Origin of the sequence: Actinocatenispora thailandica (assembly GCF_016865425.1) — a bacterium.
Lineage (GTDB): Bacteria > Actinomycetota > Actinomycetes > Mycobacteriales > Micromonosporaceae > Actinocatenispora > Actinocatenispora thailandica.
The window spans coordinates 2915649-2932466 of sequence record NZ_AP023355.1 but is presented as its reverse complement, the minus strand read 5'-3'; the positions used below and the strand labels follow the sequence as shown (position 1 = coordinate 2932466).

General features: G+C 72.5%; 13 protein-coding genes. 5 read left to right on the top strand and 8 right to left on the bottom strand.

All coding sequences use genetic code 11. The annotated features are described in order from the left end of the window. Positions 1-17 precede the first annotated feature (17 nt). The 3 genes from Athai_RS13005 to Athai_RS12995 all read right to left on the bottom strand — a co-directional run bounded on the left by Athai_RS13005 (position 18) and on the right by Athai_RS12995 (position 2937). Positions 18-386, bottom strand: coding sequence for a hypothetical protein (locus Athai_RS13005; RefSeq protein WP_203961735.1), 369 nt, complete (start codon positions 384-386; stop codon positions 18-20). After that, a complete protein-coding gene (locus Athai_RS13000; RefSeq protein ID WP_203961734.1) occupies positions 383-1363 on the bottom strand; it encodes an SseB family protein in 981 nt (326 codons plus the stop codon). The genes Athai_RS13005 and Athai_RS13000 overlap by 4 nt, the downstream gene beginning before the upstream one ends. Before the next feature lie 149 nt (positions 1364-1512). After that, the gene (locus Athai_RS12995) at positions 1513-2937 is read right to left on the bottom strand and encodes an MFS transporter (RefSeq protein WP_203961733.1); all 1425 of its coding nucleotides are present in this window, start codon (positions 2935-2937) and stop codon (positions 1513-1515) included. A gap of 185 nt (positions 2938-3122) precedes the next feature. Here Athai_RS12995 and Athai_RS12990 point away from each other — a divergent pair, with 185 nt between their 5' ends. Continuing rightward, entirely contained in the window at positions 3123-4196 is a 1074-nt protein-coding gene (locus Athai_RS12990; RefSeq protein ID WP_203961732.1) for an ATP-dependent DNA ligase, read from the top strand. Between the two features lie 46 nt (positions 4197-4242). Here the strand turns inward: Athai_RS12990 and Athai_RS12985 are convergent, their stop codons facing one another. After that, entirely contained in the window at positions 4243-5001 is a 759-nt protein-coding gene (locus Athai_RS12985) for an SDR family NAD(P)-dependent oxidoreductase (protein WP_203961731.1), read from the bottom strand. 172 nt (positions 5002-5173) lie between these two features. Here Athai_RS12985 and Athai_RS12980 point away from each other — a divergent pair, with 172 nt between their 5' ends. Continuing rightward, complete coding sequence (locus Athai_RS12980) at positions 5174-6154, top strand: malate dehydrogenase (RefSeq protein WP_203961730.1); 981 nt, start codon at positions 5174-5176, stop codon at positions 6152-6154. Between the two features lie 50 nt (positions 6155-6204). On the opposite strand, the gene Athai_RS12975 is transcribed toward Athai_RS12980, so the two are convergent. The 4 genes from Athai_RS12975 to Athai_RS12960 are packed head-to-tail and all read right to left on the bottom strand — an operon-like array spanning position 6205 to position 13332. Further along, a complete protein-coding gene (locus Athai_RS12975; protein ID WP_203961729.1) occupies positions 6205-7194 on the bottom strand; it encodes a LacI family DNA-binding transcriptional regulator in 990 nt (329 codons plus the stop codon). A gap of 7 nt (positions 7195-7201) precedes the next feature. Further along, the gene (locus tag Athai_RS12970) at positions 7202-10069 is read right to left on the bottom strand and encodes a GH116 family glycosyl-hydrolase (protein WP_203961728.1); all 2868 of its coding nucleotides are present in this window, start codon (positions 10067-10069) and stop codon (positions 7202-7204) included. Further along, entirely contained in the window at positions 10066-11730 is a 1665-nt protein-coding gene (locus tag Athai_RS12965) for a fucose isomerase (protein ID WP_203961727.1), read from the bottom strand. Before Athai_RS12965 ends, Athai_RS12970 begins: the two co-directional genes overlap by 4 nt. Before the next feature lie 45 nt (positions 11731-11775). Further along, on the bottom strand, positions 11776-13332 hold the full coding sequence (locus Athai_RS12960) for an FGGY-family carbohydrate kinase (protein WP_203961726.1): 1557 nt from the start codon (positions 13330-13332) through the stop codon (positions 11776-11778). 407 nt (positions 13333-13739) lie between these two features. Between Athai_RS12960 and Athai_RS12955 the strand changes: the two genes are divergently transcribed. Genes Athai_RS12955 through Athai_RS12945 form a run of 3 tightly spaced genes read left to right on the top strand, consistent with a single transcriptional unit; the run spans position 13740 to position 16815 of the window. After that, the gene (locus Athai_RS12955) at positions 13740-15029 is read left to right on the top strand and encodes an ABC transporter substrate-binding protein (protein ID WP_203961725.1); all 1290 of its coding nucleotides are present in this window, start codon (positions 13740-13742) and stop codon (positions 15027-15029) included. Beyond that, complete coding sequence (locus Athai_RS12950; RefSeq protein WP_203961724.1) at positions 15026-15964, top strand: carbohydrate ABC transporter permease; 939 nt, start codon at positions 15026-15028, stop codon at positions 15962-15964. The genes Athai_RS12955 and Athai_RS12950 overlap by 4 nt, the downstream gene beginning before the upstream one ends. Continuing rightward, the gene (locus Athai_RS12945) at positions 15949-16815 is read left to right on the top strand and encodes a carbohydrate ABC transporter permease (RefSeq protein WP_203961723.1); all 867 of its coding nucleotides are present in this window, start codon (positions 15949-15951) and stop codon (positions 16813-16815) included. The genes Athai_RS12950 and Athai_RS12945 overlap by 16 nt, the downstream gene beginning before the upstream one ends. The last annotated feature ends 3 nt before the right edge of the window (positions 16816-16818 follow it).

The following is a 16818-nucleotide window of genomic DNA, read 5'->3' as shown; positions in this document are numbered from 1 at the left end:
GCCCGGCCGCGGTCGGCTCAGAGGTGTTCCTCGTGCAGGTCGGCCACCTCGTCGCGCGGCACCCAGGACTGGTAGACCCCGCGGTCGAACCGGTCCAGGCCAAGCAGTTCGGCCCGCGGCGACCGGCCGCCGGTGTACTCGATGCGCAGCCACTGCTCGTGCTCGGCGAGCACCTTCACCGGCTCGTTGCGGTAGCTGCCGGTGGTGATGACGTAGCCGAACTCGTCGAGGTCGGAGAACGGCACGACCCGCCGGTACCGGCCGGCGGTGACCGCCTCGAAGCCGACCCGGTCGGCGCGCTCGGAGTACAGGTGGGCGCCGGCGCTGCTCGGTGCGGCGTCGAACTCGTCGCCCTGCCAGCGGGCGTAGTACCCGTCCCGGATCACTGCTCCCCCACCAGTTCTCGGTTGACCAGCCAGCGCCGCTCGTCGGCGTCGTACACCGCGACGAAGGTGTGCTCGCCGGCCGCGTCGATGCGCCACATCTCCGCCTGGTGCGGCAGCCGCATGCTGTGGATCTTGAACTCGGGGATGGCCAGCCGGGACCCGGCGACCTGCCCGTTTCCGGCGAACGGCGGGTGTTCCACCACCCAGCCGCCCGGCACCTCGGCGAGCCGGTCGTCGTCGGTGGCGCCGAGCGGGGTGCGGTACAGCTCGGCGCGGTAGGCCGTCCAGCGCAGCAGGAACAGCGAGCTGTCGGTCACCGCGAACGGCGAGCCCGGGTACCCCAGGCCCAGGTTGCGCACGATGTCCGGGACGGTCTCCAGCTCCGCGGCGTCCTGCCAGCGGTGCACGTAGCCGGCCACCCAGTCGTACCCCTTGTCCAGGTAGAACCGGACCTGGTTGGGCGGCACCGCCTTCTGCATCACGGTCGGTACCGCCGCCTCGTCGAGCTCGGCGAGCGCCGGTTCGGCGTTCGGCGGCCAGCCGGTGGCCTGCTCCGGGGCCCACGGGTCGTGCGGCGGCACCTCGACGGGCGGCTCGGGCTCGGTGACCGCGAACTCGCCGCCGGCGATCTGCCGGATCAGGCTCGCCGGCAGGTGCGCGGCGAGCACCAACCCCGGGTCGACCACCAGCGACCAGCCCGGATCGGGCCAGTCGTCGACCAGGTCGCGGAACCGCACCGGCCGCCCCTGCTCGTACTGGCCGACGGTGGAGACGACCATCGCCGCCGTCGAGGTGTACGCCGCGACGAAGGTGCGGCCGTCGGCAACCATCGTCGGCCACACCGTGCGGTCGTCCTCGCCGACCGGCAGCACCAGCTCGGCGCCGGACAGCATGCGCAGGTACTCCTCCTGGTCCCCGGCGGCCAGCGCCTCCCGCATCTGCCGTTCCAGGTCGTTCACCGGCTCGAACTCCGCCACCCGCGGCCCCTCCCCGCCTTGCGCTGCACCGGCCCCTGCGGCCGCGGTGTGCGCGGCGGTGGGCCCCCGGCAGAGACAACGACCCGCCGCGCGACGAGGTTGCGACCAACCGGCCACGGCCCGGCCGCGCGGGGTGGGTGCCCGCCGCGCTAGGCGCTGCCGGGCCGGCCGGTGATTCGGCGAAGCGACCGGTCGGCGAGGGTGACGAGCAGGAACAGCGCGGCGACGCAGACCAGGAACGCGGCGAGGTGGTGCAGCCCGGCGGTGTCGGCGCCGTGCGCGAGGAATCCGGCGTTCGCCGCGGACGCCACGATCGCACCGAGGTAGCTGAAGGTGCGCAGCAGCCCGGCGGACGCGCCGATCTGGGCCGGGTCGGCCTGGTGGTAGACCGCGTTCTGGTTGGCGAGGTTGTTGAGTCCCTGCGGGACCCCGGCCACCACGGCGATGGCCAGCAGCAACCAGATCGGGCTGCCGGCGGTGGCCGCGAACAGCAGCAGCAGACCGGCCGCGAGCTGGGTGAGCGCGCCGACGACGAGCTTGCCGCGGATCTCGGCTCGCCGGCCGGTGACGGCCGAGACCGCGAGCGAGGAGAGCGACAGGAAAAGCAGGACCAGCCCGGCGCCGGTCGCGGTCAGACCGCGGCCGTCCTCCAGCCACTGGGTGAACCCGTACAGCACGGCGTAGCCGACGGTCATCGCCAGCAGCGCCCGCGCGTAGCTCGCGAGCAGCGGGGCGTTGCCGCCCAGCACCCGCAGGTCGATGAACGGGGTACGGGCACGCAGCTCGCGCACCGCGAAGCCGGCCGCGGCGGCGACGGCGATCGCCGCCAGGTACAGGTGCCGCACCGCGGGGCTCATCAGGAACAGCAGCAGCGCGACCAGCGCCGCGGCGAACAGCGCCATCCCGGCGAGATCGACGAGCCGGGTCAGCCGCTGGTCGGCGCTGCGGGCCCGCGGCGGTGTGCGCGGCAGCCGCAGCGCGCCGAGCAGCAGGCTGGCGCCGGCGAGCGGGATGTTGAGCGCGAACGTGGCGCGCCAGCCGCCGACGCCGATGAGCAGGCCGCCGAGGGTGGGCCCGATGACCGCGATGGTCTGGCTGGCCACGGCGAGCGCGGTGAGCACGGCGGCCGGGCTGTCCCGGCCGGTCCGGGTGGCCTCGCTGCGGATCAGGTACATCGCGGCCGGGTAGCCGGCGCAGGTGCCGAACCCGAGCAGTACCCGGGCTGCGACCAGCACGCCGAGGTCGGGCGCGGCGGTACCGAGGGCTCCGGCGACTCCGACCAGGGTGGCACCGGCGAGGTAGAGCCGGCGCGGCCCGTACAGGTCGATCAGCCGGCCGACGACCGGTTGTCCGATCGAGGTCGCCAGGTACAGCGCGGAGACCAGCCAGGCGGTCTGCGCCGGTGGTGCACCGAACGCGACACCGATCGGCACCAGCGAGACGGCGATGATCGACGAGTTGACCGGGTTGAGGATCGAGCCGAGCAGCATCGGTGCGATCAGCCGCCGGTCGAACCGGTCGGCGTCCCGGCCACCGCCGTCCCGGCGCCGGATCCGAGCCAGGATCGTCGTCATTCGCCAGCGCCCCCGGGTGGTCGTGGCCGGCACGGATCGGCCGGCCCTGGGCTCCACGATAATTTAGACAGTTGAAACTGTACAGTTGGGCTGACTATTTTTCTCGTCTCGCCGGTCACACCGCGGCACGCCGGATCCGCCTCGATCACACCGCCCGGCGCCCTGCCCGGGGAACAATGGGCGCCATGCGACTGCCTGTGATGCCCCCGGTGGCGCCGATGCTGGCCAAGCCGGTGAAGCAGATCCCGGAGGGCGAGCTGTGCTACGAGCCGAAGTGGGACGGCTTCCGGTCGATCTTCTTCCGGGACGGCGCCGAGGTGGAGATCGGCAGCCGCAACGAACGCCCGATGACCCGCTACTTTCCCGAGCTGGTCGCCGCGGCGCTGGCGCAGCTGCCCGAGCGGTGCGTGATCGACGGTGAGATCATCCTGGTCGCGGCGAGCGGCGACCGACTCGACTTCGACGCGCTGCAGCAGCGGATCCACCCGGCGAAGAGCCGGGTCACGCTGCTGTCCGAGACCACCCCGGCCCGGTTCGTCGCCTTCGACCTGCTCGCGCTCGACGACACCGACTACACCGACCGCCCGTTCGCGCAGCGCCGCGCGACGCTGCGGGAGGCGCTCGCAGGCGCCCGCGCGCCGATCCACGTCACCGCCGCGACCACCGAGCCGGCGGTGGCGAAACGCTGGTTCGAGCAGTTCGAGGGCGCCGGGCTGGACGGCGTGGTGGCGAAGCGGCTGGACGGCCGGTACGAGCCGGACAAGCGGACCATGTTCAAGATCAAGCACGAGCGGACCGCGGACTGCGTGGTCGCCGGGTACCGGCTGCACAAGTCGGGCCCGGACCGGATCGGCTCGCTGCTGCTCGGCTTGTACGACGACGCGGGCGAGCTGGTGAGCGTCGGGGTGATCGGGGCGTTCCCGATGGCCCGCCGGGCGGAGCTGTTCACCGAGTTGCAGCCGCTGGTGACCGACTTCGACGACCATCCGTGGGCCTGGGCGAAGCAGCAGGAGGGGACCCGTACCCCGCGCAACGCCGAGGGCAGCCGGTGGTCCGGCGGCAAGGACCTGACGTTCGTCCCGCTGCGGCCCGAACGGGTGGTCGAGGTGCGCTACGAGCACATGGAGGGCGTCCGGTTCCGGCACACCGCCCAGTTCGTCCGGTGGCGGCCGGACCGCGACCCGCGCTCCTGCACGTACGAGCAGCTGGACGAGCCGGCGCGCTACGACCTCAACGACGTGCTGGCCGAGCCGCTCTAGGGAGCTGCCCCGAAGCCCGCGTGCCGGCCGCGCGGCCCGCCGCCGGTCACACCATGACCGCGCCGCCGGCGACGTCGAGGACGGTACCGGTGATCCAGTCCGCGCCGTCCGCGACCAGGAAGGCGACCGCCCGCGCCACGTCGTCCGGGGTGCCGAGCCGGCGCAGCGGGTGCATCTCGGTCAGCGTCTCCTGCTGCCCGGCCGGGATCATCCGGGCGTTGCGCTCGGTCATGATCGTCTCCGGGGCGACGCAGTTGGCTCGGATCCCGTACGGCCCGGCCTGCGCGGCGACCTGCTGGGTGAGCAGGTCGATGCCCGCCTTGGCCGCGGCGTACGCCATCGGCGAGCGCGGGTGGGCCCGCCGGCCGGCGGCCGACGAGATCGTGACGATGCTGCCGGCCCGGCGCTGCTTCATGCCGGGCAGGAAGCACTTGAGCGTCAGGAACGTGGCGAGCAGGTTGGTGTCCACACCGGCCCGCCAGTCCTGCTCGCTGATGTCCTCCAGCACCGCGGGCGGCGTGGGACTGCCGCCGGCGTTGGCCACCAGGATGCGCACCGGCCCCAGCTCGGCCTCGAGCCGGGCCCGGATGGCCTCGATGTCGTCGAGTCGGGTGACGTCGCCGGTGACCCCGAGTGCGCTGCCGCCCGCGTCCCGCAGCCGCGCCACCACGTCGGCGACGGCCGCGGCGTCCCTGCCGTGCACGGCGACGGCGGCGCCCTGTCGGGCGAGTTCGGCGGCGATGCCGGCGCCGATGCCGCGCGAGCTGCCGGTGACCAGTGCGATCTGTCCGTCCAGAGTTCCCATGGGCAATAACGTTAGATGTCTAATGATGAGACGTCAAGTGATTCTTCCCGGGCCGGCGCGATCCGCTCGGTGACCGGTCGGACGGCCGCCGCACACGCCGGCTCGGCCGGGTTACCGGGCGAGTAGCATCCGCGCTGGACACGGACTTGACATCCGAACGGAGTGAGCACACATGGCGCAGGCGCCTGTCAACGTGACCGTCACCGGAGCGGCCGGTGCGATCGGTTACGCCCTGCTGTTCCGCATCGCCTCCGGCCAGCTGCTCGGCGCGGACACGCCGGTACGGCTGCGGCTGCTGGAGATCCCACAGGCGGTCAAGGCGGCCGAGGGCACCGCGATGGAACTCGACGACTGCGCCTTCCCGCTGCTCGCCGGCGTCGACATCACCGACAACGCCAAGCAGGCGTTCGACGGGGTGAACGTCGCGCTGCTGGTCGGCGCCCGGCCGCGCAGCAAGGGCATGGAGCGCGGCGACCTGCTGGAGGCCAACGGCGGCATCTTCAAGCCGCAGGGCGAGGCGATCAACGCCGGCGCCGCCGACGACGTGAAGGTGCTCGTGGTCGGCAACCCGGCCAACACCAACGCGCTGATCGCGCAGCGGCACGCGCCGGACGTGCCGGCCGAGCGGTTCACCGCGATGACCCGGCTGGACCACAACCGGGCGCTGTCGCAGCTCGCCACCAAGCTCGGGGTCGCGGTCACCGACATCACCACGATGTCGATCTGGGGCAACCACTCCGCCACCCAGTACCCCGACCTGTTCCACGCCCAGGTCGGCGGGCGCAGCGCCGCCGAGCAGGTCGACCACGCGTGGCTGGAGGAGACGTTCATCCCCACCGTGGCCAAGCGCGGTGCGGCGATCATCGAGGCGCGCGGCGCGTCGTCCGCCGCCTCCGCCGCGAACGCCGCCATCGACCACGTGTACGACTGGGTGCACGGCACCGACGACTGGACCTCCGCCGGTGTCGTCTCCGACGGGTCCTACGGGGTGCCCGAGGGGCTGATCTCCTCGTTCCCGGTCGTCGCCCGTGGCGGCAAGTACGAGATCGTTCCGGGGCTCGACATCGACGAGTTCTCCCGGGCCCGCATCGACGCCTCGGTGCGCGAGCTGACCGAGGAGCGCGACGCGGTCGCCAAGCTCGGCCTGATCTGAGCACACCCACCACGGCGCCGGTACCCGTCGGGTACCGGCGCCGTGGCGCGTCACGGATGCACCGAGCTCTCCCGCAGGATCAGGTCGGTGCCCAGCACCACCCGCCGCGGTGGGCCCTCCGCGGTGCCGCCGATCCGGTCCACCAGCAGCGTGGCCGCCTGGGTACCGATCCGGTACGCGGGCTGCGCGACCACCGAGATGGGCGGGTCGATGAACGGCGCCCACGGCGCGTCGTCGAAGCAGATCAGCCCCACGTCGCGACCCGGCCGCAGCCCCCGGGCGTGCAACTCCTGCAGGACGCCCAGCGCCAGCGCCGCGTTCGCGACGAAGAACGAGTCCGGTGGGCGGTCCCGGTCGAGCAGGCTCGCCGCCCCGGCCCGGCCGCCATCGAGGTGGAAGCTGCGGTGGGTCACCCGCCGGGTCCGGATGCCCGCCGCCCGCAACGCGTCCTCGTAGCCGAGCCGGCGCAGCATCGCGGTCTCGGCCGAGCGCGGGCCGGTCACGCAGGCCGGCCGCTGCCAGCCCTGCCGGATCAGGTGCTCGGTGGCGGCGAGCGCGCCGCCCCGCGAGTCGACCATCACCCAGTCCACCGGCGCGGCCAGGCTGCGGTCGATGACCACCACCGGGATCGAGTCCGCGGCCAGCCGGTCGATCTGGGTCTGGGTACTGTGCGGCGAGATGATCACGCCGGCCGCGTGCTCGGCCGCCGCGAGCTGGATGTACTTCGACTCCTTCGTCTCGTCCTCGTCGGCGTTGCACAGCACCACCGAGTAGCCGTTCGCGACCGCGACGTCCTCCACCCCGCGCGCCACCGAGGTGAAGAACGCGACCTCGATGTCGGAGATGATCAGCAGCCACAGGTTGGAACGCTGCCGGCGCAGGCTGCGGGCCAGGTGGTTGGGGCGGTACCCGAGCTTCTCCGCCGCGGCCCGCACCCGCGCGGCCAGCCGCGGGTCGACCCGGTCGTTGTCGTTCAGGGCGCGCGAGACCGTGGCCACCGACGTGCCCGCCTCGCGGGCCACGTCGACGATCTTCACCATCGGCCGCTCATCCCCTCGCCTGCCCCACCCCGGTCAGCGTCAGCGTGCTGCCGGCGGCCAGCCGCACCGCGGCCGGGAACGCGACGCGCACCTCGTCCGGCCCGCCCTGCCCGATCGCCTCGACCGGTACGCCGTCGACCGCGACCAGGCACCGGGCACCGGCCGGTCCGACCGTCGCCCCGGCACCGCCCGCCGGCCCGGCTTCCCGGGTCATGCGCAGCTCGCGCAGGTGCAGGGTGCCGCCGGTGCATTCGATCGACACCGACGAGTCCGGACCCGCGGACAGCAGGCCGTACCCGTCGGTGGTGAGGAACGGCAGCGTCGGCGCGGCCGGATCGGGGATGCGGAAGGTCCACGCCCCGGCGAGGCTATCGTGTCGCAGCCCGCTCATCGCCTGCAGGGCGGACCAGCCCGACAGCGACCGGACGTAGTGGTCACCGCACTCGACCTCGTTGTACGGGTTGCGCCGCCGACCGTCGTAGCGGCCCCACAGCCCGGCGAGGATCGCCTGCCCCTGCTCGACCAGCCCCTCGGCCAGGCAGTGCGCGGCCACCTGGTACTCGGTGCCGGTCCAGACCTCGTCGGCGTACCGGGTGGGCACCTCCGGCCGGCCGCCGCGCGGCCAGCTGCACACCAGCAGACCGGTGTCGTCGCCGTCGGCGAACACCCGGTACGGGTGGTCGAAGCCGGCGAAGCCGTGCCGCAGGTTGTGCCGGACCACCGCGGCGAGCGCGCTGCGTACGTGTGCGGCCGGCAGCAGGTGGCCCAGGTCGAGCTGGTGCGCCCACCACTGCCCGATCAGCTGGTCGGACAGGCAGCCGCTGCCCCACTGGAACTCCGGCCGGTCACCGGGCAGCAACCGCTGCTCGTAGTACTCGCCGTTGAACAGCGCCGCGTCGTAGGCGGCGCTGCCGGTCTCGAACAGCGCGCGGTAGTGCCGCTTCGCCGCGTCGTCGCCGACCAGCCCGGCCATCGTCTCGGCGGCGCGCAGCGCGGCGAGCCAGAGGGTGCCCATGAAGGTGTTGTGCCCGCACAGGTCGATGTCGTGGGTACTGGGCTGGATCCCGGTCAGCATCCCGGAGCCGTCGGTGTGCCACGTCCGCTCGACGTGATCCAGCAGCCGGGTCAGGTTCGGCCAGTACCCGCGCAGCCAGTCGAGGCCGGCGCCGGACCCGGCCGCCGCGCCGGACCCACTCGCCGCGCCGGGCGAGGTCGCCGCACCGGCGGGGAAGGCGCGGTACTCCCGGTAGGTCTTGAGGACCGCGCCGAGCATGCCGTCCAGCGCCGGGGTGTCCGGGCCGCCGATCGGTTCGTCCCAGAGCTGCCGCAGGTAGGTGGGCGCGATCAGGCGGTGCGGCAGGTACCCGGCGGGCGCCTGCATCACCTCGAACTCGGTACGCCGCATGTCGCGTTCCAGCCCGGGGAAGAACGCGGCGAGGGCCTGGGCGTAGTTCCACACGTGGTTGCAGTTGAGCGGGCAGGACCCGCCGTACGCGCCGGACCACATGGTGGTGGAGGCGCCGAGGACGCCCTCGAAGCCGTAGAAGCGGCCGTCCGCGCCGCGGAAGCAGGTGGGGCTGCGCACAGTGGCCAGCTGCGCGGCGAACTGGGTGACCGCATCGTCGGACAGGCTGGAGCGGTCCAGCGTGCGCGGCCAGGACAGCGACGCGGCGCGCAGCCCCGCCCAGTCCCGGCGCACGTGGTCGAGCGCCGCCATCGCGTCGGGGTACACGGTGGCGTAGTGGTTGCCCAGCCAGAACCGGGACAGCCCCCACTGCGGCCGGGGCGGCCCGAACTGCTCGAAGTTGACGTAGCGGTTGGGAAAGCGCCAGGTCAGCGCGATCCGGATGGTGCGCCGCTCCCCCGGCTCCAGCAGGAACCCGACGCCCAGGCCGGCGTTCCAGGTAGCTCCTGGCGGGCTCGCGCCGAGCGCCGCGGCGGGCGCGTGCCGCTGCGGGTCCGGGTTCGCCGCGCCGGTGTTGGCGAGCCGGCCGGTACCGTCGGCGAGCGCCCGGGAGCCCAGGAAGGTCAGGAACTCCTCCGGTTGCCGCCACTGCACCAGCGCGCTCGCGGCCGGGTCGTCGGCGGCGAGCACCAGCTGGCCGGCGCCCGGTGCGTCGGGCGCCAGGGTGTGGTTCTCCAGCGCCACCCCGGTCCACTCCGCGTCGCGGAACAGCCGGTTGGTGTTGCCACCGTAACCGGCCCCGTCGACGCCGTGGATCGGGCTGACACCGTCCCAGCCGACGCAGTTCTGCACCGCGGCGCCCAGCGTGCCGTGCACCGGGTAGGGCTGGGTGTTGGTCAGGGTGAACGTGAACAGCGCCGCCGGGATCGAACTCGCCGCCACGTCACCCGGTACCAGCGGGGTGAACGCCTCCAGCGACACCGACAGCGGCAGGTCGGGGTCGCGGTAGGCCAGCCGGGCGAACGGGTAGGTGCCGCCGAACTCGACGGTGGCCACACCCGGATGCCGGGCCAGCAGCTCGGCCTGCCAGTCGGCCACCTCGTCGTCGGTGACCAGCGGCGTGCCGGTCGACTCGCGCGCCGGCGCCTGCAGAACCCGTACCGTATCGGTCGGCGGTTCCCAGCTGGTGGCGCGGATCGCGAAGAACGACCCGGGCAGCGCGCCGGCGTGGTTGCCGATGTTGTGCAGCTGCCACTGCCGTAGCGAGCCGTCGGCGCAGATCGCCACGTTGCCGGTACCGATGCCGCCCAGCGGGAGGGCCACGTGCGGACGCTGCGTCGAGTCGTGCGGCGTGCACCGGTAGCCGGGACCCGGCACCGGCGCGGCGCCCCGGCCGGCCCGCCGCGGCGCGTCCGGCGTGCCGGCCACCGCCGGTGGCGTCGCGTCCGGCGCCACGTCGCCGGCGCTCATCGGGCCGCCATCGGCTCGGCGGCGGCGAGAGCGACGTCGCCGCACAGGTGAACGGTGACGCCCAGCTCGGCGAACAGCGCCGCCTTGACGGTCAGTGCGCGATCGGCGGTGGTCGCGTCCGGCGCGTACGCCACCTGCACGTGGTTGGCCTTGTGCTTGGCCATGAACTGGTTGCGGGACACCCCGTGCAGCACCGCGTGCATGATCGGCCACTCCGGGTTGGTCAGGGCAAGCCGGCGGTTGGTCTCGGCCGCCGGCAGGTCGGCGACGTGTCCCCGGCCGAGGTCGGCGTGCAGCACGCCCCCGGCCACGTACACCCGGGACCAGACGATCTCGCCCGGCTTGCTGCACCCGGACAGGGTGCCGCCGCCGAGCGGGAAGAACATCGGCGGCTGCCGCCTGCTGTACGACCTGTCGTAGCCGCCGTGGTGCGAGGCCGGCACCGAACCGGAGATCATGAACGTCCAGACGAACTCGCCGTCGTACTCCTCGCCCCACCGCACGTCGTGCAGCGTGGTCGCCGGGTCCAGCCGCATCGCGGTCCAGATCCGGTTGGTGACCAGCGCGTCCACCGCGACACCCTCGTCCACCTCGTTGAAGTGCGGCAACGCAACACCCGGGTACAGCTCGCGGGAGCCGTCCCGGCTGCGCACCGGCGGCCGGGCCACGTTGTTGAGCAGCCCCTCGGCCAGGTCGCTGGCCGGCACGGTGTCCTTCAACCCCTGCTGGTACTGGATGCCGACCGCGTCCAGCCCGAAGTCGTCGGCGATCCGCAGCGCCGCCACGTACATCTTCAGCTGGCTGTGCACCTGCGCGTCGGTCAGTTCGGTCGCCTCGTCGGTACCGGTGTGGAAGCGCAGACCGGCGGCGTCGAGCCAGGCGCGGACCGCGTCCGCCTCCGCGTCGTCGACCCGGGCCATCTCGGCCACCAGCGTGGACTGCGACAGCCGCTCCTTGTAGATGCCGAGCGGGTTGAGCAGCTCGTCGTCGATGATCGCGTTGTACATGCCCATGCAGCCCTCGTCGAACACCCCGACGATCGCCTTGCGCCGCACCAGTTCCGCGGCGAGGGCACGACCGAGCCGGACCTCCTCGGCGGTCTCGTCGAGCGCCGGCAGGTCTCGGACGTGGTCGGTCGGGTGCTCCAGGATCCCGGTGGCGAGCCAGGTCCGGAGGCCGGACACGGCCCAGTCGTCGGTGAAGTCCACGCTCCACAACGACGAGTGCGCCACCCCGGCCTTGGTCAGGCTCGCGGTCAGGTTGAGCAGCCCGACCAGGCCGGGGAAGCCGCCGTCCCAGTTGGCGACCACCAGGACCGGGCCGCGGTGCGAGCGCAACCCGGCGAGCAGGTGGTGGCTGTACTGCCACACCGCCTCGGCGACGATCAGCGGCGCGTCCGGCGGTACGTCGCGGAACACCTCGATGCCGCGTCGCTGGCTGTCGATGAAGCCGTGCCCGGCCGCCTCGTCGACCCGGTGCGCGCGCCGGATCGTCCAGCCCAGCGCGGACACCGCGCGGGACAGATCCGCCTCCAGCTTCTGTTGCACCGGCCAGCAGGTGACGTTCGCCGCGGGCCGCAGATCACCGTTGGCGACCAGGTACACGGTCTGCGGCGCCGCGGTGGGTACGGGGGTGGGCTCCGGGAACCGATAGCGGGTCATGATCGGACCTTCCTGTGAGGGGTGCGGGGCGGCGGCTCTGCCGCCTCACCCCGGCGGCCGGTGCGCGCGGTCGACCCGGTCGGCGAGGGCGTGCGCGATGGGCGCGGTGCCGGCGGCCAGCTCGCGGTAGAGCCGGTACAGCTCGGCGTAGTCGTCGCGCAGCTCGGCGCGCGGCGTCACGGTGCGGGCGAGCGGGTTCCACGCCTCGATCGAAGCGTCGCCGACCGCACGCGCGGCGAGGTACGCGCTGCCGTAGCTGGCGCCGATGGTGTGTGTGCGCACCTGCTGGGCGAGACCGGTGACGTCGGAGACCAACTGGCTCCACAGCCCGCCCCGGGTGCCGCCACCGACCGCCACCACCCGGTCGATCGGGGCGCCGGCCGCGGTGAACGCCTCGATGTTGTGCCGCACCCCGAACGCCGTCGCCTCCAGCGCCGCGCGGTACAGGTCGCCGGCGGTGTGCGAGAGGGTCAACCCGATCACGGTGCCGCGCGCGCGGGGGTCGTCGACCGGGGTGCGTTCGCCGGCGAAGTACGGCAGCATCACCAGCCCGTTCGCGCCCGGCCCGGACGCCTCGGCCGCCGCGGTGAGCGTGCCGAAGTCACCGCCGACCAGGTCCCGCAGCCAGCCGGTGACCGCGCCGGAGGTCGCCATCCCGCCGGCCAGGTTCCGGGTACCGCGGAACACGCCGACGGTGCCCCACAGCGGCGGCGCGGTCAGCGGTTCCGGGTCGGTCCCGTCGAGCGTGTCGATCAGGAACATCGTGCTGCCGTACATCAGCAGCAGATCGCCCGGATGGTGCGCGTCGACGCTGATCGCCTCGGCCCAGGCGTCGATGGTGCCGGTGATCACCGGGATACCCGCCGGCAGGCCGGTGATGCGGGCCGCCTCGGCGGTGATCGCACCGGCCACCTCGTCGGACCAGCGCAGCCGGGGCGGTTGGATCCCGGCGGCGAGGTCGGACCAGGCCGGCGCCCACCAGCGGTGCGCGCGGGTGTCGTAGAGCGGCACCGCCTGACTGGCCGAGTGGTGGTCGAGCAGGTACTCCCCGGTCAGCCGCCACACCAGGTACGAGCTGGGCATGAACAGGCGGCGCGCGGCGGCGCGCACGGCGGGCTCGTGCTCGGCGATCCAGGCGAGTTTCGGCCCGACCGCCTGGCTGGTCAGCGCCGAGCCGCCGCGCTCGACGATCGCCTCCGCCCCGTAGCGCGCGGTCAGCTCGCTGATCTGGCGCTGCGCCCGGGTGTCGACGCCGTACAGGATGGCCGGCCGCAGCGGCTCGCCGGCCTCGTCGGTGAGCAGCGTGCACGGCCCCATCCCGCTCACCCCGACGGCCGCGACCGCCGCGTCGTGCCCGGTGCACAGGTCGCGGCACAGCTCGACGAACTCCCGCCACCAGACCCGGCCGTCCATCTCGACGTGGCCGGGGTGCGGCCGGTCGACGCGATGCTCCCGCTCGGCGCGGGCCAGAATCTCGCCGGTGGTGGACACCAGCACGCCCTTGCTGCTGGCGGTGCCGATGTCCACGCCGAGCACGGCGGCACCGGTCGGCGAACGGTCCGGGTACTGGTGGTGTCCCGCGGGCTGCCGGGTCGAGGTCATGGATTCCCCTTGTGCTGCACCGGATCGTCGGGCGCCCCGGGGCCCGGCGCGCGGCGCGGCCGGGTGGGTCACGCGGCCCGAGCCTAGGTCTGAGAAACCGATTACGCAAGCATCACCGCGCCGCGAGGTCATCGTGCCGACGGCGGCCTATGGTCTCGGATCGCTTTTACACCAACGCATCTGGACGGTCACTGCGTCACGCGACGCGATCCGGTGCCCCGCGGGGGCGGTGGTCGGCTATTGACAGCCGTTGCGACCCGGGTTTAGGTTCCGTGCACTCAAACGGCGAGTAATCGATTGCTCATCGGGGCGCCCGGACACCGCACGGTGCCGGACGGGCGACCCCGGAAGGAGGCATCGTGGTACCGCGCGAACCGCACAGTCCCCCGCCCGTACCGCGTCGTCGGGTGCTCCAGCTGATGGGCGCCGCGGCGGCCCTCCCGGCCGTCGGCGGGCTGGCCGGGTGCGGTGGATCCGGCGGCGGCAACGGCGCCCAGGGCTCCGGTAAGGGCACCCTGCGGCTGGCGTACCTCGGCGACGCATCGCAGCAGGCGGCGTTCAAGGCCCTGTTCGCGGCGTTCAACAAGGCACACCCGGGCATCAAGATCTCCGCGACCGGCATCGCCTCCGGCGACTGGGCCACCTTCGCCAACACCATCTCCACCCAGCTGGCCGGCGGCAAGGAGTACGACATCGTCGACGTGGCCACCGAGGGCCAGTTGCTGATGTCGTCGAAGAACGTGCTGGAACCGCTGGACGGCTACATCGCCAAGGACAAGGCAATCGTCGACGCGTACTACGGCGGCATCGACCCGCACCTGAAGGAGTGGACGAAGAAGTACGGCTCGCCGGACGGCAAGACGTACTTCATCCCCGGCGGCTACAACTCGATGGTGCTGTACTGCAACACCGAGGTGTTCGCCAAGGCGGGCGTGGAACTGCCGGACGGCGAGTGGACCTGGGAACAGTTCAAGGCAGCCGGGGCGAAGATCAAGGCCAGGACCGGGGCGTACCTGACCGCGCTCGGCGACGGCTCGTTCCCGTTCGGCGACATCATGCCGTGGCTGCTCACCAACGGCGGCAGCACGCTGGACGCCGACTGGAAGAACCCCACCTTCAACACCCCGCAGGCGGTCGAGGCCGCAAGCTACGTCAAGAGCCTGCTCGACGCGGGCCTGGCACCGAAGCTCGGCGGTACCTTCGACGCCGCCGCGCAGCTGGCGAAGGGCAAGCTCGCCACGCTCGGCGGCGGCCGCTGGCCGACCCTGGACATGCGCCGGCTCAAGCTCGTCGACAAGGTACGCATCATGAGCTGGCCGACGAAGACCGGCCCCGGCTCCCCGATCGGCTGGGACGGCTGGCCGATCCTGCGCGCCTCCAAGAACAAGGCGGCCGCCTGGACGTTCCTCAAGTGGCTGATGTCCACCCAGGCGTCGCAGTTCTACGCCAAGGTCGGCGGCACCAACATCCCGGCGCTGACCTCGGTGGCCAACAGCCCCGCGTTCCTGTCCGACGCGCCGAAGGGCTCGAAGCTGCTGCCGGCCGCGATCGCGCACGGTACCCCGATCCCGTCGCCCAAGCAGGGCGCCGCCGTGCAGCGCGTCGTCAGCTCCGGCTGGAAGAGCGCGCTGACCGGCCTCAAGCCGGTCAAGCAGTCCCTGGACGCGGCGAACGAGCAGCTGAAACCGCTGCTATGACGATCAGCCTGACCCGCCGGCGGGCGGTGCCTCGCCCGCCGGCGCTCCAGCCGTCCGTGACCGCCGGCAGCCGGCAGTGGGTCGGCTACGCGTTCCTGAGCCCGGCGCTGCTGCTGTTCGTGCTGTTCGTCGCCGGCCCGTTCGTCGCGGCGATCGTGCTCAGCCTGTACCGCTGGGACATGCTCACACCGGCCCGGTTCGCCGGCGTCGGCAACTTCACCGCGATGTTCGGCGATCCGCTGCTGTACCGGTCGCTGGCCAACACGTTCGTGTTCGCGCTCGCCTCGCTGGTCACCCACCTGGTCGGCGGGCTGCTGCTCGCGCTCGGCGTCAACCGGCTCAAGAACAGGGTGCTGTCGTACTTCGTGCGCACCTCGCTGTTCTTCCCGTTCGTCATCTCCTGGGCCGCGGTCGCGCTGCTCTGGAAGTACGTGCTCGACCCGTCGTTCGGGCTGGTCACCTACTACCTGGGCAAGCTCGGTGTGGACACCCCGAACTGGTTCAACGACCCGTCCTGGGCGCTGCCCTCGATCATCGGGATCGACTTCTGGCACACCATCGGCTTCACCTTCGTCATCATGCTGGCCGGCCTGCAGACGGTGCCGAACACGCTGTTGGAGGCGGCCCGGCTGGACGGCGCGAACGCCTGGCAGACGCTGTGGCACGTGACGATCCCGATGATGTCGCCGACGATCTTCTTCGCCGCGGTCATCACGTTCATCGGCGCGTTCCAGATCTTCGACCCGATCCAGATCATCACGCCGCAGGGCGGGCCGGACAACTCGACGATGAGCGTGGTGATGTACCTGTACCAGAAGGGGTTCCAGTCGTTCCAGGTCGGCTACGCCTCGGCCGTGTCGCTGCTGGTGTTCGCCGTGCTGATGGTCGTCACGCTGCTGCAGTTCTGGGGGTCACGCCGATGGGTGCACCAGTGACGGGCGCCACCGTACCGGTGCGGCGACGCCACCGGATCCGGCCGGCGCGGGTGGTCCTCGGGCTGGTGCTGATGGTGGTCGGGGTGCTGATGGTCGCCCCGCTGGGATGGCTGATCGTGCAGAGCCTCACCGCGGAGAGGGCGGCGTTCTCGCTGCCGCCCGGCTGGCTGCCGAGGCCGTTCACGCTGGACAACTTCGCGCGCATCGACGGGCTCGTCCCGTTCGGCCGGATGGCGCTCAACAGCCTGCAGGTCAGCCTGATCGCCACGGTCGGCTCGATGCTGGTCAGCGTGCTCGCCGGCTACGCGTTCTCCCGGCTGCGCTTCCGCGGGCGGGAGGCGATCCTGCTCGTGATGCTCTCCGCGCTGATGGTGCCGGTGCAGACCACGATCATCCCGGTCTTCGTGCTGATGCGAAACCTCGGCCTGGTCGACCACCTCGCCGCGCTGTGGCTGCCGGCGCTGATCAACGTGTTCGCGATCTTCTTCTTCCGGCAGTACTTCAACACGATCCCGCGGGAACTCGACGAGGCCGCCCGCATCGACGGGGCGAGCCATCCGTGGATCCTGTTCCGGATCATCGTGCCGCTGTCCGGGCCGGCACTCGCCGCGATGACGATCCTCGCCTTCGAGGCGTCCTGGAACAACTACTTCGGGCCGCTGATCTTCCTGTCCAGCCCGCAGCACATGACGCTGCCGATCGGGCTGGTCACGCTGCAGGCCGGCCAGGGCGGCTCGTCGGTGGTGGTGTTCGCCGCGATCACCGCCGTGGTGGTGCCGGTGATGGTGGTGTTCCTCGCGTTCCAGCGCAGCTTCGCGGCCAGCATCGCCTCGGCGGGCATCCGTGGCTGACCC

Coding starts and splice junctions, on each gene's coding strand:
- Athai_RS12995 (WP_203961733.1), bottom strand. CDS start 2,937: ATGACGACGATCCTGGCTCGGATCCGGCGCCGGGACGGCGGTGGCCGG.
- Athai_RS12990 (WP_203961732.1), top strand. CDS start 3,123: ATGCGACTGCCTGTGATGCCCCCGGTGGCGCCGATGCTGGCCAAGCCG.
- Athai_RS12985 (WP_203961731.1), bottom strand. CDS start 5,001: ATGGGAACTCTGGACGGACAGATCGCACTGGTCACCGGCAGCTCGCGC.
- Athai_RS12980 (WP_203961730.1), top strand. CDS start 5,174: ATGGCGCAGGCGCCTGTCAACGTGACCGTCACCGGAGCGGCCGGTGCG.
- Athai_RS12975 (WP_203961729.1), bottom strand. CDS start 7,194: ATGGTGAAGATCGTCGACGTGGCCCGCGAGGCGGGCACGTCGGTGGCC.
- Athai_RS12970 (WP_203961728.1), bottom strand. CDS start 10,069: ATGAGCGCCGGCGACGTGGCGCCGGACGCGACGCCACCGGCGGTGGCC.
- Athai_RS12965 (WP_203961727.1), bottom strand. CDS start 11,730: ATGACCCGCTATCGGTTCCCGGAGCCCACCCCCGTACCCACCGCGGCG.
- Athai_RS12960 (WP_203961726.1), bottom strand. CDS start 13,332: ATGACCTCGACCCGGCAGCCCGCGGGACACCACCAGTACCCGGACCGT.
- Athai_RS12950 (WP_203961724.1), top strand. CDS start 15,026: ATGACGATCAGCCTGACCCGCCGGCGGGCGGTGCCTCGCCCGCCGGCG.
- Athai_RS12945 (WP_203961723.1), top strand. CDS start 15,949: ATGGGTGCACCAGTGACGGGCGCCACCGTACCGGTGCGGCGACGCCAC.